Annotated in this window: 18 protein-coding genes; 8 read left to right on the top strand and 10 right to left on the bottom strand. The window is 25.4% G+C overall.

Translation table 11 applies throughout. The features are described from left to right. Window positions 1-5: 5 nt before the first annotated feature. The 7 genes from asnS (at window position 6) to BQ2505_RS04325 (ending at window position 9,130) form a co-directional block, all read left to right on the top strand. Window positions 6-1,394: an asparagine--tRNA ligase gene (gene asnS / locus BQ2505_RS04355; RefSeq protein WP_074016554.1), complete on the top strand. Its 1,389-nt coding sequence runs from the start codon at window positions 6-8 to the stop codon at window positions 1,392-1,394. Between the two features lie 9 nt (window positions 1,395-1,403). Next, window positions 1,404-1,955 carry a ribonuclease M5 gene (gene rnmV, locus BQ2505_RS04350; RefSeq protein ID WP_074016553.1) on the top strand — a complete coding sequence of 184 codons (552 nt, stop codon included), beginning with the start codon at window positions 1,404-1,406 and terminating at the stop codon, window positions 1,953-1,955. Window positions 1,956-2,481: 526 nt separating this feature from the next. Next, window positions 2,482-3,396 carry a glutaminase A gene (glsA, locus tag BQ2505_RS04345; protein WP_074016552.1) on the top strand — a complete coding sequence of 305 codons (915 nt, stop codon included), beginning with the start codon at window positions 2,482-2,484 and terminating at the stop codon, window positions 3,394-3,396. A 68-nt stretch (window positions 3,397-3,464) separates the two neighbouring features. Beyond that, window positions 3,465-4,880 (top strand): alanine/glycine:cation symporter family protein, encoded by a 1,416-nt coding sequence (locus tag BQ2505_RS04340; protein ID WP_074016551.1) that lies wholly within the window; start codon window positions 3,465-3,467, stop codon window positions 4,878-4,880. 213 nt (window positions 4,881-5,093) lie between these two features. After that, complete coding sequence (locus BQ2505_RS04335; protein ID WP_074016550.1) at window positions 5,094-7,922, top strand: DEAD/DEAH box helicase; 2,829 nt, start codon at window positions 5,094-5,096, stop codon at window positions 7,920-7,922. A 252-nt stretch (window positions 7,923-8,174) separates the two neighbouring features. Then, window positions 8,175-8,471: a hypothetical protein gene (locus tag BQ2505_RS04330; protein ID WP_074016549.1), complete on the top strand. Its 297-nt coding sequence runs from the start codon at window positions 8,175-8,177 to the stop codon at window positions 8,469-8,471. A 302-nt stretch (window positions 8,472-8,773) separates the two neighbouring features. Continuing rightward, entirely contained in the window at window positions 8,774-9,130 is a 357-nt protein-coding gene (locus tag BQ2505_RS04325) for a DUF1353 domain-containing protein (RefSeq protein ID WP_074016548.1), read from the top strand. Between the two features lie 85 nt (window positions 9,131-9,215). Here BQ2505_RS04325 and BQ2505_RS04320 read toward each other — a convergent pair whose 3' ends face one another. From BQ2505_RS04320 to BQ2505_RS04275, 10 genes are all read right to left on the bottom strand, one after another. After that, the gene (locus BQ2505_RS04320; protein ID WP_074016547.1) at window positions 9,216-10,406 is read right to left on the bottom strand and encodes an O-antigen ligase family protein; all 1,191 of its coding nucleotides are present in this window, start codon (window positions 10,404-10,406) and stop codon (window positions 9,216-9,218) included. Beyond that, window positions 10,400-11,470 carry a glycosyltransferase gene (locus BQ2505_RS04315; RefSeq protein WP_074016546.1) on the bottom strand — a complete coding sequence of 357 codons (1,071 nt, stop codon included), beginning with the start codon at window positions 11,468-11,470 and terminating at the stop codon, window positions 10,400-10,402. Before BQ2505_RS04315 ends, BQ2505_RS04320 begins: the two co-directional genes overlap by 7 nt. Before the next feature lies 1 nt (window position 11,471). Further along, window positions 11,472-12,662, bottom strand: coding sequence for a glycosyltransferase family 4 protein (locus BQ2505_RS04310; RefSeq protein WP_074016545.1), 1,191 nt, complete (start codon window positions 12,660-12,662; stop codon window positions 11,472-11,474). A 24-nt stretch (window positions 12,663-12,686) separates the two neighbouring features. Next, complete coding sequence (locus BQ2505_RS04305; RefSeq protein WP_074016544.1) at window positions 12,687-13,445, bottom strand: acyltransferase; 759 nt, start codon at window positions 13,443-13,445, stop codon at window positions 12,687-12,689. Next, window positions 13,438-14,106, bottom strand: a complete 669-nt coding sequence (locus BQ2505_RS04300) for an acyltransferase (protein WP_074016543.1) — start codon at window positions 14,104-14,106, stop codon at window positions 13,438-13,440. Before BQ2505_RS04300 ends, BQ2505_RS04305 begins: the two co-directional genes overlap by 8 nt. Then, the gene (locus BQ2505_RS04295; protein ID WP_074016542.1) at window positions 14,107-14,823 is read right to left on the bottom strand and encodes a lipopolysaccharide core heptose(II) kinase RfaY; all 717 of its coding nucleotides are present in this window, start codon (window positions 14,821-14,823) and stop codon (window positions 14,107-14,109) included. Window positions 14,824-14,833: 10 nt separating this feature from the next. After that, window positions 14,834-15,691 carry a glycosyltransferase gene (locus BQ2505_RS04290; RefSeq protein ID WP_074016541.1) on the bottom strand — a complete coding sequence of 286 codons (858 nt, stop codon included), beginning with the start codon at window positions 15,689-15,691 and terminating at the stop codon, window positions 14,834-14,836. Next, on the bottom strand, window positions 15,688-16,782 hold the full coding sequence (locus BQ2505_RS04285) for a glycosyltransferase family 9 protein (protein ID WP_074016540.1): 1,095 nt from the start codon (window positions 16,780-16,782) through the stop codon (window positions 15,688-15,690). The genes BQ2505_RS04290 and BQ2505_RS04285 overlap by 4 nt, the downstream gene beginning before the upstream one ends. Window positions 16,783-16,794: 12 nt before the next feature. Next, window positions 16,795-17,703, bottom strand: coding sequence for a GT-D fold domain-containing glycosyltransferase (locus BQ2505_RS04280; protein ID WP_074016539.1), 909 nt, complete (start codon window positions 17,701-17,703; stop codon window positions 16,795-16,797). 230 nt (window positions 17,704-17,933) lie between these two features. Beyond that, window positions 17,934-18,830 carry a VirK/YbjX family protein gene (locus BQ2505_RS04275; RefSeq protein WP_074016538.1) on the bottom strand — a complete coding sequence of 299 codons (897 nt, stop codon included), beginning with the start codon at window positions 18,828-18,830 and terminating at the stop codon, window positions 17,934-17,936. Between the two features lie 165 nt (window positions 18,831-18,995). Here BQ2505_RS04275 and BQ2505_RS04270 point away from each other — a divergent pair, with 165 nt between their 5' ends. Next, window positions 18,996-19,754, top strand: coding sequence for an NUDIX hydrolase (locus BQ2505_RS04270; protein ID WP_074016537.1), 759 nt, complete (start codon window positions 18,996-18,998; stop codon window positions 19,752-19,754). Window positions 19,755-20,242 lie beyond the last annotated feature (488 nt).

Below are 20,242 nucleotides of genomic sequence, written 5' to 3'. Positions count from 1 at the left end.
TTAGTATGAAAGTAACAGTAAAAGAAATTTTTAGAAAAGGAGAATCGTTCTTAAATCAAGAAGTAGAAGTTTTTGGTTGGGTAAGAAAAATAAGAGACCAAAAGAAATTTGGTTTCATTGAACTTAATGACGGTTCATTTTTTAAAGGAGTTCAAGTCGTTTTTGAAGAAGATTTAAAGAATTTTGAAGAAATCTCAAGACTTTCTATTTCTTCTACAATAAAAGTAAAAGGAATTTTAGTTGAATCAAAAGGTAGTGGACAAGCACACGAAATCTTAGCTAAAGATATTGAAGTATTTCAAAAAGCTGATTTAGATTACCCACTTCAAAATAAAAGACATACATTTGAATATTTAAGAACTATAGCTCATTTAAGACCAAGAACTAACGCTTTTTCTGCTGTATTTAGGGTTAGATCTGTATTGGCTTATGCATTACATAAATTTTTCCAAGAAAATAACTTTGTTTATGTTCATACTCCAATAGTAACAGGTTCAGATGCTGAAGGTGCTGGAGAAATGTTTAGGATAACAACTCTTGATCTTAATGATGTTCCAAAAAAAGAAAATGGGGAAGTTGATTTTAGTAAGGACTTCTTTGGAAAATCTACTAATTTAACAGTTAGTGGACAATTAAATGTTGAAACTTTCTGTGCTGCTTTTAGAAATGTTTATACATTCGGACCAACTTTCAGAGCTGAATATTCTAATACAGCAAGACACGCTTCTGAATTTTGGATGATAGAACCTGAAATTGCTTTTGCAGATCTTTCTGCAAATATGGAACTTGCTGAAGATATGATAAAATATATTATAAAATATGTTATGGATAATTGCCCTGAAGAAATGGAATTTTTTAATGCTTTTGTTGAAAAAGGATTATTTGATAAATTAAACAATGTACTAAATAACGAATTTGCAAAAGTAACATATACAGAGGCTATTGAAATTTTAGAAAACTGCAGTAAAAAATTCGAATTTCCTGTTAAATGGGGAATCGATTTACAAAGTGAGCATGAAAGATTCTTAGCTGAAGAGTACTTCAAAAAACCAGTATTTGTAACTGACTATCCAAAAGATATAAAAGCGTTCTACATGAAACTTAATGAAGATGGAAAAACAGTTAGAGCTATGGATTTACTAGCTCCAGGAATTGGTGAAATTATAGGTGGTTCTCAAAGAGAAGATAACTTAGAAATCTTAACAAACAGAATGGATGAACTAAACCTTGATAAAGAAAGTTATGAGTTTTACTTAGATTTAAGAAGATATGGTAGTTTCCCACACTCTGGTTATGGATTAGGTTTTGAAAGAATGATGATGTATATAACTGGTATGCAAAACATTAGAGACGTTTTACCTTTCCCAAGAACTCCAAACAATGCAGAGTTTTAAGGAAAAATTATGAAATTAAAAATAAAAGAAGTTATAGTTGTTGAAGGAAGAGACGATATTTCAGCTGTAAAACAAGCAGTCGATGCTGAAGTATTTCATGTAAATGGACATGCAGTTAGAAAAAATAAAAGCATAGATAGACTAAAACTTGCTTATGAAAATAAAGGACTTATAATTTTAACAGATCCAGATTATGCTGGAGAAGAAATTAGAAAATTTTTAAATAAAAATTTTCCTAATTCTAAAAATGCTTATATTTCCAGAAAAAATGGTACAAAAAATGGAGATATAGGTGTTGAAAATGCTAGTCCTGAAGTTATAATTGAAGCTTTAAAAAAAGCAAAATGTAATATTGAAAGTTCAGAAAATATTTTTACAACCGATTTACTTTTTGAATACGAACTTATTGGTAATGAAAAATCTTCCGATTTAAGAGCTGAATTAGGTAATGAATTAGGAATCGGTTACTCTAACGGAAAACAGTTTATTTCAAAGTTAAATAGATATGGAGTAAGTCTGGAAGATTTTAAAAAAGCATATCAAAAAATAAAGAATAAATAAAGTCTCTTGATAGCTGCATGAGTTCTACAATCTCAATAAATATAGGCTCTTCAAACTAATACGGAGATCAGAGATTAAATTTGTACTGCACCCGAAATCTTATATCCAAGATTTTAGGTGCAGTTTATTTTATGTCTTTTTTTATTGTCTCTTGATAGCCGTATGAGTTCCACGAACTCAATAAATACAGGCTCTACAAACTAATAGTCTGTCATAGGGTAATTTTACCTATTTAATTTTATACTTTCCTATAAATAAATCTTTACATTATTCTTTATTCTTAAAAAAACATATTTAAATCTTTTAAAACTCTTTATTTATAAAATAAATATTATTTCTTATTTCGTTTTATATATTATATTAAACTTTTTAAATTTTCCATTTTTAGTACAAACTTCTCTCTTTTACAACTCTTGACACTTCTTTATATTTTTTGTATAATCACTATGCTAGATGTATCTATTTAGTAAATTTTGTTTATTTGTTAATTGATTAAATTTAAATTTTATTATTAAAGAGGTAAAGAATGGAAGAATTATTGAAAGAACTTGTGGAAAATAACAGAAAATATGCAGCAAACGGTAAAGTTGCTAATTATATTCCTGAATTGGATAAGGCTGATAAAAATGCTTTAGGAATTTTTGTTACAACTCTTGATGGTCAAGAATATTGTGCTGGAGATTATAACACAAAATTTACTATTCAAAGTATTTCAAAGATTATTTCCTTGATGTTAGCTATCCTTGATAATGGGGAAGAATATGTATTTTCTAAAGTTGGAATGGAACCTAGTGGAGATCCATTTAACTCAATAAGAAAATTGGAAACATCAAGCAGAAAAAAACCTTACAATCCAATGATAAATGCTGGAGCTATTGCAGTAGCTTCTATGATAAAAGGGAAAAATGAAAGAGATAGATTTTCTAGACTTTTAGATTTCACTAAAATGATTACAGAAGATAATAACCTAGATGTAAATTATAAAATCTATTGCGGAGAAGCTGAAACAGGATTTAGAAACTTTTCAATGGCTTACTTCTTAAAAGGAGAAGGAATTATTGAAGGTAATGTTGAAGAAGCACTTTCAGTTTATTTTAAACAATGTTCTATTGAAGGAACAGCTCAAACAATTTCAAAGTTAGCAAAATTTTTAGCCAATGATGGTGTTCTTTCTAATGGAGAAAGAATTATAACTACTAGAATGGCAAAAATAGTAAAGACACTTATGGTAACTTGTGGAATGTATGATAACTCTGGAGAATTTGCTGTAAAAGTTGGTATTCCTTCGAAGAGTGGTGTAGGTGGTGGAATTTGTTCAGTTGTTCCTGGTAAAATGGGAATAGGAGTTTACGGTCCGGCACTTGATATAAAAGGAAACTCTCTTGCTGGAGGACATTTACTAGCGGAACTATCTGAAAAATTATCTTTAAATATTTTTTAAAATAATAAATTAAATTTTTATATAAAAAGGGGGTGTAGTGGTAGTTATTTTTAACTACTACGATATTTATGGATTTTATCAACTCAATCATCGGTACTATTAACACTGTACTTTGGTCTTATGTGCTAATAGCATTACTAATTTTATCAGGTTTAATGTACACTCTTAGATCTGGATTTGCACAAGGTAGACTAATAGGAGATATGGTTGCTTTAATTACTGGTAAATTATCTTCTCTTAGAGATGGTGAAAAGAAAGTTGCTGGACAAGTTACAGGATTCCAAGCATTCTGTATAGCAGTTGCTTCTCACGTTGGAACAGGAAACCTTGCTGGGGTTGCTATAGCTGTTGTAATTGGAGGTCCAGGAGCATTATTTTGGATGTGGATCATTGCTCTTTTAGGAGGAGCTACAAGTTTGATTGAAAATACTCTTGCTCAAACTTATAAAGTTAGACAAGCAGATGGAGGATTCAGAGGAGGTCCTTCTTACTATATGGAAAAAGCTCTAGGTCAAAAAACTCTAGGATATATTTTCTCAGTTATAGTTATAGTTACATTTGCTTTTATCTTCAATACAGTTCAAGCTAATACAATAGCTCAAGCTTTTGAAACTACTTTTAGCTTAAGTACAACTGTTTCTGGAATAATCTTAGCTATACTTACTGCTTTAATTATATTTGGTGGATTAAATAGAATTGCTAATGTTGTGTCATTTATGGTTCCAATAATGGCTATAGGATATGTAGTTGTTGCATTCTTTGTTTTAATAGTTAATATAGGAAGTATTCCTGCTCTATTTGCTACTATTATAGAAGCTGCTTTCGGTTTAAAACAAGCTGTTGGTGGTGCTATAGGTGTTGCAATGATACAAGGTATTAAAAGAGGATTATATTCAAACGAAGCTGGTATGGGAAGTGCTCCTAACGCTGCTGCAACTTCAAATGTTTCTCACCCTGTTAAACAAGGTTTATTACAAGCATTTGGTGTATTCGTAGATACTATATTAATTTGTAGTGCTACTGGTTTTATCGTTTTACTATATCCTGAATATAATACTATTGGAGAAAAAGGTATAAAACTTACTCAACTTGCTCTTTCTCATTCTGTTGGTGCATGGGGAGCTCACTTTATAACTTTATGTATCTTCTTGTTTGCATTCAGTTCAGTAATAGGAAATTACTACTATGGTGAAGCTAACTTAGAATTCTTAACTAAAAATAAGACATTTATGTTAGTATTTAGAGTTTTAACAATTTTATGTGTTTTCTGGGGATCAATAGAAAGCTTATCTTTCGTTTGGGACTTAGCAGACATGTTTATGGGAATTATGGCTCTTATGAATATTATAGTTATAGCTATTCTTTCTCCAAAAGCTCTTGCTATAATTAAAGATTACATGAAACAAAGAAAAGAAGGTAAAAACCCAGTATTTAGAGCTAAAGATATACCTGGTTTAACTAATACTGAATGTTGGGATGACTAATCACTAAAATTTGTTTTCCATATTTCTTTTTTGGGGCTATTGAAAAATAGCTCCTTTTTTATTTACAAGGAAAGTATAAAATTAAATAACTAAAATTAGTCTCTGACCTCCGTATTAGTTCGAAGAACCTGTGTTCATTGAGCCCGTAGAACTCCAAGTGACTTTATTTTTGGTTTATGTTAAAATAGAAGAAAATTTTTAGGAAGTGAAAAAGTGGAAAATATTTTACTAGAGGCATTAAAAACAAGTAGTATAGATTTTAATATAGATTCAGATGAAAAATATCAATATGAATTGATAAGTAATGGCGAAGAAAAAATTGTTACAAGGCTTAGAAAATATTTTGAAGACTGTGACGAATTTATAATTTCTGTTGCATTTATTACTATGGGAGGGCTTTCTCTTTTTTTAGAAGAGTTTAAAAACTTAGAGAATAAAGGAATTAAAGGAAAAATTTTAACGGGAGATTATTTGACATTTACTGAGCCAAAAGCATTGAAGAAATTATTGTCATATAAAAATATAGATTTAAGAATAGCAACTAATAAAAAACACCACACTAAAGCATATTTTTTTAGAAAAGGGAATATTTGGACTTTAATTATAGGAAGTAGCAACTTAACACAGGGAGCATTGACAGTAAATTTTGAATGGAATATTAAAGTCAATTCTCTTATAAATGGAAAAATTATTAAATCCATTTTAGAAGCTTTCAACAGAGAATTTGATAATTTAAGAAGCTTAACAGATGAAGATTTAAAAAATTATCAAGAAAAATATGAGCAATTTAAAAAATTAATCGAAATAAATAATCAAACTTTAGATTTAAATGAAATAAAACCTAATTCTATGCAAGTTCAAGCTCTGAAAAATTTAGAAGAAACAAGAAAAGAAAATGATAGAGCTTTACTTATTAGTGCAACAGGAACTGGAAAAACTTATCTATCTGCCTTTGATGTTAAACAAGCGAATGCAAAAAAAATTCTTTTTGTAGCCCATAGAAAAGTTATTTTAGAAAGAGCAAAAATTAGCTATCAAAAAATCTTAAAGAATAAAAAGATGGAAATTTTTGATAGTAATTTTCAGATAAATGATAAAGATGAAGTAATTTTTGCTATGGTACAAACTTTAAACAAAGAAAAAAATTTAAATATTTTTCCAAAATATTATTTTGATTACATTATTGTAGATGAAGTTCATCATGGAGGAGCCAAAACATATCAAAGTATTTTTGAATATTTTAACCCTAAATTTTTATTAGGAATAACAGCAACTCCTGAAAGAACTGATGATTTCAATATTTATCAACTTTTTAATTACAATGTTGCTTATGAAATCCGTTTAGAAGATGCTATGAAAGAAGAATTGTTATGCCCTTTTCATTATTTTGGAATTTCTGATATTCTAATTGATGGAAAAAGCGTAGATGAAAAAACTTCAATTAAAAATCTTACTTCTGATGAAAGAGTAGAACATATTTTAGATAAAAGTAGGTATTATTCATATAGTGGAGAAAAATTACATTGTTTAATTTTTGTCTCAAAAGTTGAGGAAGCAAAAATATTAGTTGAAAAATTCTTAGAAAAAAATATAAAAGCTGTTGCCTTAAGCTCTGAAAATTCTGATAATGAAAGAGAAGAAGCAATCAAAAAATTAGAGCAAGGAGAAATAGACTATATTGTTTCTGTAGATATATTTAATGAGGGAGTCGATATTCCTTGTGTTAATCAAGTGATACTTTTAAGACCTACAACTTCTGCAATAGTATATATTCAACAGTTAGGTAGGGGACTTAGAAAATATAAAAATAAAGATTACACAGTTGTTTTAGATTTTATTGGTAACTACGAAAAAAACTTTTTGATTCCAATAGCAATTTCTCAAAATAATAGTTATGACAAAGATTTTATGAAAAGATTTTTAATGAATGCAACAGATTTTTTAGCTGGTGAAAGCTCTATAAGTTTTGATGAAATTTCAAAAGAACGAATTTTTGAAAATATTAATAAGACTAATTTCTCTAGCAGAAAACTTATAGAGGAAGATTTTAAATTACTTGAAAACCAGTTAGGAAGAACTCCTTATTTATACGATTTTTATGAAAAAAATATGTTATCTCCAACTGTGATTTTAAAATACAAGAAAGACTATGATGAGATATTAAAAAATATAGCTCCTAAATATAGAATAGGAACATTAAATAATATTGAAAAGAAGTTTTTAATATTCTTATCCACTTTCTTTACTCCTGCAAAAAGAATACATGAAATGTTAATTTTAAAAGAAATAATAACGAAACAAAAATTAAACATAATAGAAATTGAAAAATTATTAAAAGATAGATATTCTTTCAGTAAACAAGAAAATAATATAAAAAATGCTTTTGAACATTTATCTAAAGAAATATTTAAAACATTATCTACCACAAAATCTTTTGAGCCTGTACTTTATAAAAAAGATGATGAATATTACTTAGATGATAATTTTAAAAATTCTTATGAAAATAATTCTTATTTTAAAGTTTTAATAGATGATTTAATAAAATACAATTTAGCTTTTGCAGAAAAAAATTATTCAAACTTTGTAAAAGAATCTATAAAACTTTTTGGAGAATATTCAAAACAAGAAGCATTTTGGTATTTAAATCTAAATTTTAATAACGGTTTTCAAGTAAGTGGTTATACTCCTTTTGAGAACGAAAGAAAACTTCTAATTTTTATAACTATGGATAATCTAGCCGAAAAAGCTGACTATTCAAATGAGTTTTATGATAGCCAAACTTTTAGTTGGTTTTCAAAATCTAGTCGTTATTTAAGAAAGGGTAATACCATTACTATTGAAGGAAAAATTGCTGAACATTTCTATGAAATAAATGTCTTTGTAAAGAAAATTAATGGAGAAAATTTTTATTATTTGGGAGATGTCGAAAAAGTTTTATCTGTAAAAGAAATAAGAGATAGCCAAGGAAAATCTATGATTAAATATATTTTCAAATTAAAAAAAGATGTTAAAAAAGAACTCTTAGATTATCTGAAAGGATAAAATATTTTATATTTTTTATTCTATAGGAAAGTATAAAAACAAATAGCAAAAATAGTCTCTGATGTCCGTATTAGTTCGAAGAGCCTGTCTTTATTGAGCTTGTAGAACTCATCCGGCTATCAAGAGACTTTTTTTATAGAGAGATATAAAGTATATGTGTTCGTGAAATTAAAGCCTTTGTATTGTATTATTTATTCATAACAAGGCGGCCAATGTTATAAATAATAATTTAAATTGAATGGAGGTTTTATTATGAACACAACTGAAAAAAAAGAATTAATGGGAAAATTTGGAGTTAAGTTAGAAAAGGCTATCAAGAGAGAAACAGCTATAAAAAAAGAACTTGAAAATGATAAGGCTTTGTTAAAATACTTACAATCTCAAAAAACTTCTGGAGTAGCTTTTGAAAATGAAGTTTACGAAAATTATGACTCTTGGATAGCTACTGTTGAAAAACAAATAAAAAAAGGGGATAGTTCTTTAAATAACTTAGAGTTTAAAAAAGTTGAACTTGAAGCCGTTAAAGCATATTCAAGTCAAAATTCTTAAAATTTATACTTTTCTATAGGGGCTATTATATCTTAGAGGTATAATAGCCTCTTTTCATTCTATAGGAAAGTATAAAATCAAATAATGAAATTTAGTCTCTGACGTCCGTATTAGTTCGAAGAGCCTGTGTTCATTGAGCTCGTAGAACTCATACGGCTGTCAAGAGAGTTTATTTATTCTATAAATTAAATAGTTAAAGTTATCCGTATGAGTTTGAAGAAACTGTTCTTATTGAGCTTGTAGAACTCATACGGATATAAAGAAAATTTATTTATTAAATGTTTTTTAAGGAGGTCTATTTTATGGAAATTACAAGTTTACTTCTTAAAGATTTAAAAAATGGTAAATTTCAACTTTTTTCTGAGTATATTTACAAGACTAACGATTATTTTATAAGAGTTCCCAGTGGTTTCATAACTAATTATGCCAATATCCCTAGATTATTAAGAATTTTTATTCTTCCTTATGGGAAACATAGCTCTGCTTCCGTTGTACACGACTGGCTTTATTCTTGCGAATGCAACATAATTATAAGTCGTTTAGAAGCTGATAGAATATTTCTTGAAATTATGGAAGAATGTGGTGTTTTTTTAATTATAAGAATTACAATGTTCTATGCTGTTAGACTATTTGGAGAAAAAAGGTTTAAAATGATGTAAAAATAAAAACCCTTGACAGTCGTATAAGTTGTATGAGCTCAATGAATATAAGCTCTTTACTGATACTGATGTCAGGGGTTATTTTTTAATTTTCTTTTTTTAAATCATCTATTATAAAAGTAAAAGCAATTATTGTAAAAATTAATTGATATATTTTTTCAAAATAGAATATTGGTTCAAATAATCCATATAAATTTGAAAAAATAAATACAGCTATACCAAATAATTTTATATACTTCTTCAATCTATCATTTTCTTTAAAATAATTTTTTAGCATTCTTATAAATAGAGTTACCAGAAATAACAAATAAACTATTAAAGTTAATATTCCTTGTGTTACTGCTGTTTCTATAAAATTATTATGATAGTGATCTAGATTTTCATTAGCTGATTGTAACTTCCCATTTTTATAATAATAAAATCCTTTTCCTAAAATAGGATAGTTTTTAGCTTCAGCTATTCCATCTTTAAAAATTATATATCTAGCATCTGTCCTAATTTTATCGATTGTACTTATTGAACTACTTATTCTATCAATATTTTTTATATTATGAGCATATTTAAATGAAAGCGATAAAAATAAAACAAGTATAATTGATATAATAATTCCTCTTTTCCAATTTATTAATATTAAAGAAAATATTATTACTATTGGTAATGCTAAAAACGTATTTCTTGATTGAGTTCCAAATATAAGAATAAGTGGAATAAGGCTATAAATAATCCCAAGTAGCTTTATGTATATTGGCTTATATAAAATAATACAAAAGATTCCTAAAATAAAATATATTCCCAGCTCTGCTGCATATTTTGTTGTATATGAGTCTCCTGATATTCTATAAGAACCTATTTCATTTAAATGATTATACATATCTAAAATACCCTTTACTAAAGGTTGAATAGAAAGCAATAAAAATATAGGAAGAATATATTTTATATATTTTTCTTGTATCCTATAATTCAAGAGTACCAAAAAGAAAGCTACACTAAAAATAGTCATATGTGTAAAAGTATAAAACTTATCTGAATTTTTATCTGGAGTTATATAATATGAAATTCCAACCAAACTCAAATAAGCTATACCTATAATAAGTTCTTTTTTATATTCTAAATATTTTTTTATCCCATTTTTATACGAATAAATAATAACTATTCCCATTATCAATAAAGCAACCACATCTTTACTATCTCCACCTCTACGAGATAAAAGGAGTAAATAAACTAACATTAAAAAAGCAACCAATTGCTCATAAAAGCTATTTTTTTCTTTTAACATTCTATTACCTTCCTAAAATTCTTTTTGAAATTTTCTCTTGTATATCTAGTTAATGTTTCTTCTATTTTATCTTTTTTATATTCTTTATCACCAATAATCTCTAATTTATTTAATAATTCTTTAACATTAGAAATCTCAAATAATTCTCCAGCCTCTCCATTTAATAAAATTTGGCTTGGTCCTGTTGGACAATTAGATGAAATAATCTTTGCTCCACAATATAAAGCTTCAACTAAGACTAAACCAAAGCCCTCTACTTTTGATGATAAAATAAAAGCTTCTGCATTTTTCATAAAAGGAAATGGATTATCAAGCATTCCTAGAAAAAAAACTTTATCTTTTAATTTTTTTTCAACAGATAAGTCTTCTAAAATTTTTCTATCTGGTCCATCTCCAACTATTACAAGTTTTTCTTCTCCTTTATATAAAGAAAATGCTTCTATTAAAGTTTTCACATCCTTTTGTTCTTCATTTAATCTGCAAACTGTTAAAAAATATTTTTGTTTAAAATCAAAATTTATCTTTAAATCTTCATTTAATTTTTTATCTATCTCTTGATAATCTACAAAATTATCGATTTTATAGATATTTTTTAAATCTTTTCTTGTTTCTAATAATTCTTTTTGCATATCGTCTGCTATTACAATTATTTTATTATAAGCAGATAATTTTTTATCTATATGTTTTCTCACTTTCAAGGTCTCATAACTCAAATGCAACCAAATAATTTTTTCTTTATTTTTTATTTTTTTTATATAGAAAAAAAAATCTCCATCTAAAAAATCTATAATTATATCTACTTTGTCAGAAAACTTTTTAAAATTTATTTTTTTTAGAATAGATTCCCTTGTTTTAGAAAATAAACCTTTAACTTTTTTTTCTAATAAAAAGTTATATTTTACTTTATTTTTTATCAAGTTATAAAAATATGAATTACTTTTCATTTTTGTTAAAATATGAATTTCATAATCATTAGTTTCATAGAGTGTATTAACAATGTCAACAAGTAATTTTTCTGCTCCTCCCATTTCTAATGAATCAATACAAAAGCCTATTTTTTTCATACTATTTTATCCTTTCAACCAATTTTTCTATTAGATATGAATATTTAAAATTTAGAACATAATTTAAAGTTTTTTCATATTTTTCTTTTAATTTTATTTCACCAGATATCACTTTTCTTATTTCTTCTTGTAACTCTTTTTTAGAACCAATTTCTACAATTTTTCCTATTTCGTTATTACTTGTAATATCTTTAGCTGCGCAAGTGTTAGATGTAATTACATAATTTCCAAAAGCCATTGCTTCAACCATTACAATTCCAAAACTTTCCCATTTTGATGGTAGTACAAACACTTTAGCCCTATTATAATAACTATATAGTTCTTCTCTATCTTTGATTTCCCCTGTAAATATTATTTTATCAATCAGTTGAGGATTTTCTCTAAAAAAGTTTTCTTTATAATTTATAATTTTTTTATCAATTGAACCTACAAGATATACCTTCCAATTTTTTAAATCGATCTCTTTTAAAGTTTCTAATAGTAACTCTGTATTTTTAGGTTCTGTCCCCAATCTTCCAACTGTTAATATAATATTCTCTTTTTCTTCTAAAGTTTTTACTTTTATTTTATCAATTATTTCATTATCATAACCATTAGGCAAATAAATGGTTTTACCTTTTGTATCGATCCCAGCGTAACTATCTTTCATAAATTCATAAGCCTCAAGGCTCTCATAACTAATTAAATCAGTCAAAGGGATTAATTTTTTTCTTTTATTATATTCTGCACTTTCTCTTCTTTTTCTGAAAAACTCTCTAAAAGATTCAGGTTTAGAATTAACTATATTCCATTCTTTTTGATAAACTGCTAAATTAAAGTCTGCTTTAACGTATACAAAGCCATTAGGATTTAATTTTTTATAAAAATAAGCATACCAATAGCTACATCTTGAAACATGAAACAACATTAAAACATCTATATTTTTAGCATTTTTAATAAGATATTTAAAAATATTGTATCTTTTTACCAACTTAGTCCAGTATGCAAAATTTGAAAGAAAAGAAAATTTCCTTTTTACTTTTATAAACTCTACTCCTCTTTCATTATCAGGTAAATCATTTTTTAGATTAACAGTTAAAATTTTACTATTATAGCCTAACTTTTCAGACATATAAATAGGGATCATTCCATTGTCTTTTCCAAGCCATGTATACTCAAATTCTTCTGATATATGTAAAAATGTTTTTTTCATTTTTTTACCTCTAATTAAAATTTATTATAAATCTCTTGACCAATTTTTATTTATTTTTACTTGCTTTGCTGGAATTCCAGATACAATTGTATTTGATTTAACATCTCTGGTAACTATACTTCCAGCTGCAACAATAGAATCATCTCCTATATTTACTCCCTTTAAAACAATCGTCCTCATACCTAACCATACATGATTTCCAATAGATATCTCTTTTCCTTCATTTGTTTTAAACTTTGTATCTACATCATAAATTTTATATACATCAGTATTCATTATTATAATATCAGAAGAAAACATACAATCTTTACCTATCTCTATTTTATATGGTTCAAAAGATGTGATTCTTGCTTCTTCTATTGAAATTTTATCACCTATTTTAATTACTGAATTTACATTTTTCATATCAATTGTTAAATTTTTTAAAGAACAGTTACTTCCTATAAATATTTTATTATTATTTCCTTCTATTTTTATATAACTATCTCTAAGTAATGTGCTTTTATCTATGTAAAGGACATTATTAAAGCCCTCAACTATTATTTGACAATTTTTAAGTATAGATTTCTTTTTAAAAAAAAGTATATTATTGTTATTCTTTATAAAAAATGAAGTTTTTTTAAAAAAACTATCTTTATTAGCACTAAAGATATTGTTGTCACCTAAAATTATCATTTTAGTTTTATTAAGTTTAGCTAAGATTTTTATTTTATTTTTTATTTTTTTATACTTATTTTTTATTAGATTAAAGCCTAATAATAAATGTAAACAAAATTTAAGCATTTAAAGATGCATCCTCCTCAATTTTATATTGCATCACTTCTTCTCTAGTCCAGTATATATTTTCTTTTATCTGTTTTGCTGGACTTCCAGATACAATAGTGTTAGACTTGACATCTTTAGTTACTATACTTCCCCCAGCAACAATTGAATTATCTTCTATAGTTACACCTTTTAAAATAATAACTCTCATACCTAACCATACATGATTTCCAATATTAACACTATTTCCCTCATTAATCCTTTGATTTGTATTTTTATCATATATTTTATGAGAATCAGTATTTCTTATCTCAATATCATAAGATAACATACAATCATCTCCTATTTCAATTTTATATGGTTCTAGAGAAACAATTTGTGCTTTTGCAATTGAAGTTTGATTTCCAATTCTAATTTCTGCTCCTTCATTATCTAAAATGATTGATGTTTTATTAACTACACAATCATCTCCTATATAAAGAATATTATTATTTCCTTTTATAAAAATATTACAATCTCTAAGTATAGAATTCTTACCAACATATATAATGTTATTATTCCCAGAAATTTTTATCTTATTTTTCCTTAATTTCCCAAATATTTCTAATTTATTTTTTATTTTTTTATACTTGGTTTTTATAAAATTAAGTCCTGTAAAATATTTAAAATGAATACTATACATTTATATTTTCCAACCTTTTTCTCTTAATTTTTTCTTTTTTTCTTTTATTTTTCCAATAAATTTAAGTTTCTTTATTTTTTTCATAAAAATAGCAAAATAATAAAATATATTCTTTTTATATGGATACTCCATTTCTTGATATGAATCCATTTTCATCGTTAGCATATCATAATGAGCTCTATAATTTCCAAAACTCATTTTTTTTGCTTGAGTATCTAAAATTTTTACTTCATTCTTTGAAGTCATAAAGTTGCTGGGATTACAGTCCCCATGATAATAACCTTTGCTATGAATTTTTTTTGTAGCTTCAACCATTTTATTAAGCTCTCTACTATCATTAATATTAATTTTTTCTTGAATCAAAGCAGAATAACAAATCATTCCATTTTTTCTTTTTACTATTGCTAAAAGTGGTTTTGCATACTCGAGCAAGTTATCATTGATAATTGCTTTATAGACATTTATCAAAGTTGTTAAAGCTTCTCCCTTTTTAAATAGTGTAAATATTTTTCTTTGAGGAATTATATATTCGTTTCTAGGCTCTTTAAATATATAGCTAGTATTATCTATCTGAATTTCAGAAACATAATTTCTTTTAGTATTCTTTAAAATATTAAGTTCTTTATATTTTTTATCTATAATATTTTTACCAATTTCTATAAAAATTTTATCATAAGCAAATAGTGAATATTCCTTATATTTCTCTTCTAATAGCATAATCTTCCCTTTAATTTAATTCTTTTATTGTAACATCATCTCTATTTTTACTATCTTCATATCCATTTTTACAATAGAAATCTTTTTTTGAAAAAATTTCTTCTTTTCTCTTGTAATAATATTCCTCATTAGAAGAATGTACTTTTGTTGGATCTGAGTAATGCCAAAGATGTAACTGAATATTTTTAGTCACTAATTCTTTTCCGTTTATTCCAGCAACAGTTAATCTATTTCCAAAATCATCATCTTCTTGCCCCCAACCAATATAGTTTTCATCATAACCATTTACTTTTATATAGCTATCTTTCATCAATGCATAAGACATCCCAACAAGTCTTATTCCTCTTTTCGCTAATTTAAAAGTTTTTAATAATCTTCTTTTCCTGTCTTCTTTTAATATTTTTTTAATGGTTTCTATATACTTACTTGGAATTTTTTGAACGATTTCATTGTAAGTAGCTATCTTATTGATATCGGATAAAATAATACTTTTTTCTGCTTCTGTTATATGATGTGCTCTTCCCATTAAAAATATATCATTTTTTATATTTTTAGCTATTGTTTCAATATATTCCTCACCAAAAATTAAATCTTGATCACAAAAAATTAATAAATCTCCAATAGAATTTCTAACTCCATTATTTAAAGCTCTTGTTTTTCTAAAACCTTTATCTTCTTGATAAATATGTTTTACTTTAAATTGTGCTTTAGGAATTAAATCCCCTATAAAATCTAAGACTTTTTGTGATGAACCATCATCTGTTATTATAAGCTCATCAGGTTGTTTTTTTTGCTTTAACAAGCATAAAAACAAAGCTCTTAAATGTTCTAGCCTATTATATATAGGAACTATTACTGATATTTTCATATTTTCTCCATCTCTTTCTTCAAATTATCTAAATTTATCTCATTTATATCTATTTCTTCACCATCTTTAACTATTTTTTCTACAAATATAACTCTTGCATTTTCTGAATTAGGCCCCCAAAGTATAGAATTTTTATCTTCTTTTCCTAGTTCTTTTCTATAAATACAAATAATTTTTTTATCAAAAGCTCTTGCTAAATGAACAATTGAAGTATCTGGACTTACAACTAAATTTGCTCCTTTTATAAGTTCTGCTACTTCCAACATACCTTTTGTTTCAATTACTTTTACTCTATTTTCTTTATCAATATCTATTTTTTTTAATTCTTTTATTTTTTCTTCATTTCCAATTAAAATCAAATATTCATAATCATTTTCTAATATTATTTTAGATATTTTATGAATATTTTCACTAGAAAAACTCCTATGTTTACTAGCTGCATAAGGATTAAATAGACAGTAATTCTTATTTTCTAAGCCTAATTTTTGCAATAAATAATCACTAGAAAAAATATCATAAGATGAATCTATATTTTCTATTCCTAAAAATTTTAATATTTTTATATATAACTTAGAAATATGTTGATTAAAATCTCTAACATTTAATGAAATGTCAAATAGATTCCAGTTTCCTTTTTCTATTCCAATATTTATTCTAGATTTACACAAATTTATAAGCATCATTTGATTAACTCTTAACATTTCTGAAAAATCAATCAATAAATCGTACTCCTCTTTTTTTATTTTTAAAGCTAGCTCTTTAATTTTTTTTCTATCTTTATGATATTCATAAATCTTATCAACATTAGGATTATCTTTTATTATATCTATTGCAGAACCTCTAGCTACAACTCCAATTTTTATATTTGGATACACTTTTTTTATTTCACGAAACATTAAAGAATTTACTATCATATCTCCAATTTTCCCATCATATCTTAAAAAAAGTATAGATTTTATATTATTAAGCTCTAAAAAATTATTTCCTTCTATTATTTTAGATTTTTCTTTTCTATCCCAAATAGCTTTACCTATTTTTAATCTTTTGTCCCTCATATAATCTTGAAAAATTCTATTTATTTTTCTTATCATTAATTTTACTCCTTAATCAAGACTAATTTTATCGATAATCTGAGATTCATACATCTTCTTTAATTCTTCATTTTTTATCTCTTTATCTACAACTCCACTAACTTCGTTAACTGCTTTATTTTCTATATCGATTTTTCTATCTGCTTTTCTTAGATACCACTCATATTCAATATCCATATGACCTATATCTACAGCTTGGTATCCTTCTTTTGCTAAATCGTAAGCCAGTATTGTTGCAGTTGGTCCTAATGCTATTAATATCAATTGTTTCCTATCTTCTTTTTTTATTCTTTCTAAAATTTTACTATATATTCTATAAGCATTTTTAGGTGGACATAATATTCTATTTACTTTTTTTGCTAAAGATAATAACTCATTTCCTAAACCAAATCTTGTATTTTCACCTTCAACAATTAAAACTTCTCTATCCTGAAATAATTGTTTTAATTTTTCAACAATAAGTTCACAATCACTTTTATCGGTATAAGGCAAATAAAATCTACTTATCATTTGATCATAGTAGATCTTTGTTTTTGACAAATGTTTATTCAAATTTTTCTTATTGGTATAGTAGTATTTACTCCAAAAATATGCTTCACCTCTAATTAAATCATCAACTTTAATTAAAGGTCCTGGTATCCCAACTATATGATTTTTTAAATTTGATAACAATATTTCTGCTAATCTTTTACGCATTTCAAGATTATCTTCCTGATAATTTATTCCATTCTTTTTCTTTTTGTAGATTAATGAAAGTTCTCCATCACCATATCTACTAATTGAATAGCCTCCCAATAATTTATCCATAGTTTCTATTCTTGATTTTATAATATATCTTAATTCTTCTGAATGTGAAAGTGAATACTTGTTTATTCTCCAATAAATATTCTTTTTAAAGTTTTTTAAAATTTTTAATCCCATTAAAAATCTCCTTTAATATTTTATTTATTATTATACCAAATTATAACTTTATTTGCATAAAAAAATGTACCTTAATATCTTATAAAAGTACATTTTCTTATTCTATAGTAAAGTATAAAATTAAATAGCAAAATTAGTCTCTGATGTCCGTATTAGTTCGAAGAGCTGTCTTTATTGAGTTCGCAGAACTCATACAGCTGTTAAGAGACTTTTTTTATAACAGTTCTATACTATCTAGTATTTGCTAAAAAAATTTTAATATTTTCTTCTAAAGTATCTAAAACTTTATATCTATTAGTATATTGTGATCTTTTCTTGCTAGGAATATCTTCTATTTTTTTTCTAACTAGCTCTTTTGGTAATAGCCAAAAAATACTATCCACTTTCTTCGAACCTAAACTTTCCCAAAATTCATCATAATCTGCACTAATTTTCCTACTACTTTTATATTTATATCTTAATGATGAATAGATATGTCCATCATTTCCTACAGCAATTTTTTCAAGTTCTGGAAAAAGAGAGTATAGAACTTCTATTGTCATCTTCTTAGGAAATTCACCATAAAAATTTTTAGTTATTTTTTTTATTTCCTCTGTATTTCCATCTTTTTGCATTCCCTGAAGCCCACCAATAATCAATTTATTTTCATTAAATGAAAAAGTTAATTTAGATATTTGAACTCCCTCTCTATTGTTGCAAATTATATTAAATTCTCCTTCTTTTTCAAAATCTGTGTATATTTTAAAATAAAAAAATAATTTTTCTTCGTTTTTTCCCTCTATCTCACAAATTTTACAACTTCCATTTTTGTACAACTCATTTAAAAAATCTTCTTTAAAAAAATTATTTATAAAATTATAGGAAGATGTAATAATATTTACTTTTTCCTGTTGTTTTATTGAATTTGTAATGTATGGCCTATGTATTTTTGAACAAAGAACAGGATATTTATATATGTTTTCATTTAAAAATTTATCATTCATAATAAAGTTAGCTAATTTTTTAGTATATTTGTAATATACTAAATTTCTAAAAACATATTTTATTTTCTTTTTTAAAGTATTTATCTCTCCTTTATTACTTCCATTTTTCATAACTGAGAGATAAAATTGTAATTCTTTTTTCAAATTAATGACCTCCTCATGTTATTCTCTTTAATTTTAACACAAAAAAATTAACTTTTAAATTATTATTTTATTTTCATCTATTTCTTAAAATTTTAAATTCCAACTGTAATTTATGATATAATACTATGTCTATTATAAAATTTTAAATCGAATGAGGTAAAAACAATGATTACAACTTTATGTTATTTAGAAAAAAATAATAAATATCTTATGTTACATAGAACAAAAAAAGAAAATGATATAAACAAAAACAAATGGCTAGGAGTAGGAGGAAAATTAGAAAAAAATGAAACTCCTGAACAATGTTTACTTAGAGAAGTAAAAGAAGAAACAGGTTTAGACTTGATAGATTATAATCATAGGGGTATAGTAATTTTTAACTATAATCAAGATGAGCCTTTATATATGTATCTTTACACTTCCAAAAATTTCATTGGAGAAATCCAAGAATGTTCTGAGGGAGATTTAAAGTGGATAGAGAAATCTCAAATATTTAATCTTAATCTTTGGGAAGGAGATAAAATATTCTTGGATTTATTAAATAAAGATAGATCATTTTTTTATTTAACTCTTGATTATGAAAATGATAACCTAATTTCATCTAAACTGGAATTTAAAGAAAATGATTTTATTAACTTTGAAGTTTTTATCCCAGAAAATTATGTAAAAGACATTGTCAAAGCTTTATCAAGATATGATTTATTGAAAGAAGGAAATTACTCTGATGTCTATGCTCTTATTGATGTTGAAGGACACTGGACTACTCTTGATGGTGCTAAACCATTTAATGGGGAAGTAGGAAAAGAAAGTGTTGAAAAAGAAAAACTAATGAAATTCAGAGTAAAAAAAGATTTTACTGACTTAGCATACTATATTATAAAGAAAAATCACCCTTATGAAGTACCTGTAATTAATATGTTTTAGATAAATTTTAAAAATATATCTTTTTTATTCTGTAGGAAAGTATAAAATCAAATAATGAAAATTAGTCTCTGACGTCCGTATTAGTTCGAAGAGCCTGTGTTCATTGAGCTCGTAGAACTCATACGGCTGTCAAAAAACTTATATATGACGATAATTATCACTATAATTATCATATATAATATATATTTTATTTTTTTTATTTTTTTTTATATACTATATCAAATAATTTTTAAAGGAGTTTGCTTGATGTTATTATTCGTGTTATTTTTAGTCATAATTATTATAATTTCTAACTTACAAAAAAATAATCAACAATTAGCCTTAGAAGTTTTAAGAAAATTTGACTTAAATGTAACAGCATAATAATATTTTCAAGATAAATAAAACTTTTTTAAATATAAAATTAATAATATTTAATTAATAAGGCGATTAATAAATTAATCGCCTTTTTTATATAAAAAAGTATAAAATTAAATAGCAAAAAATAG

This window comes from Fusobacterium massiliense, from assembly GCF_900095705.1.
Taxonomy (GTDB): domain Bacteria; phylum Fusobacteriota; class Fusobacteriia; order Fusobacteriales; family Fusobacteriaceae; genus Fusobacterium; species Fusobacterium massiliense.
Note: the sequence above shows the minus strand (reverse complement) of the source record. Positions and strands in the feature narration are given on the sequence as shown.

What these genes read in the sequence shown, in the direction of transcription:
- asnS (WP_074016554.1), top strand. Translation starts at nt 6, where the DNA reads ATGAAAGTAACAGTAAAAGAAATTTTTAGAAAAGGAGAATCGTTCTTA.
- rnmV (WP_074016553.1), top strand. Translation starts at nt 1,404, where the DNA reads ATGAAATTAAAAATAAAAGAAGTTATAGTTGTTGAAGGAAGAGACGAT.
- glsA (WP_074016552.1), top strand. Translation starts at nt 2,482, where the DNA reads ATGGAAGAATTATTGAAAGAACTTGTGGAAAATAACAGAAAATATGCA.
- BQ2505_RS04340 (WP_074016551.1), top strand. Translation starts at nt 3,465, where the DNA reads ATGGATTTTATCAACTCAATCATCGGTACTATTAACACTGTACTTTGG.
- BQ2505_RS04330 (WP_074016549.1), top strand. Translation starts at nt 8,175, where the DNA reads ATGAACACAACTGAAAAAAAAGAATTAATGGGAAAATTTGGAGTTAAG.
- BQ2505_RS04325 (WP_074016548.1), top strand. Translation starts at nt 8,774, where the DNA reads ATGGAAATTACAAGTTTACTTCTTAAAGATTTAAAAAATGGTAAATTT.
- BQ2505_RS04320 (WP_074016547.1), bottom strand. Translation starts at nt 10,406, where the DNA reads ATGTTAAAAGAAAAAAATAGCTTTTATGAGCAATTGGTTGCTTTTTTA.
- BQ2505_RS04315 (WP_074016546.1), bottom strand. Translation starts at nt 11,470, where the DNA reads ATGAAAAAAATAGGCTTTTGTATTGATTCATTAGAAATGGGAGGAGCA.
- BQ2505_RS04310 (WP_074016545.1), bottom strand. Translation starts at nt 12,662, where the DNA reads ATGAAAAAAACATTTTTACATATATCAGAAGAATTTGAGTATACATGG.
- BQ2505_RS04305 (WP_074016544.1), bottom strand. Translation starts at nt 13,445, where the DNA reads ATGCTTAAATTTTGTTTACATTTATTATTAGGCTTTAATCTAATAAAA.
- BQ2505_RS04300 (WP_074016543.1), bottom strand. Translation starts at nt 14,106, where the DNA reads ATGTATAGTATTCATTTTAAATATTTTACAGGACTTAATTTTATAAAA.
- BQ2505_RS04295 (WP_074016542.1), bottom strand. Translation starts at nt 14,823, where the DNA reads ATGCTATTAGAAGAGAAATATAAGGAATATTCACTATTTGCTTATGAT.
- BQ2505_RS04290 (WP_074016541.1), bottom strand. Translation starts at nt 15,691, where the DNA reads ATGAAAATATCAGTAATAGTTCCTATATATAATAGGCTAGAACATTTA.
- BQ2505_RS04285 (WP_074016540.1), bottom strand. Translation starts at nt 16,782, where the DNA reads ATGATAAGAAAAATAAATAGAATTTTTCAAGATTATATGAGGGACAAA.
- BQ2505_RS04280 (WP_074016539.1), bottom strand. Translation starts at nt 17,703, where the DNA reads ATGGGATTAAAAATTTTAAAAAACTTTAAAAAGAATATTTATTGGAGA.
- BQ2505_RS04270 (WP_074016537.1), top strand. Translation starts at nt 18,996, where the DNA reads ATGATTACAACTTTATGTTATTTAGAAAAAAATAATAAATATCTTATG.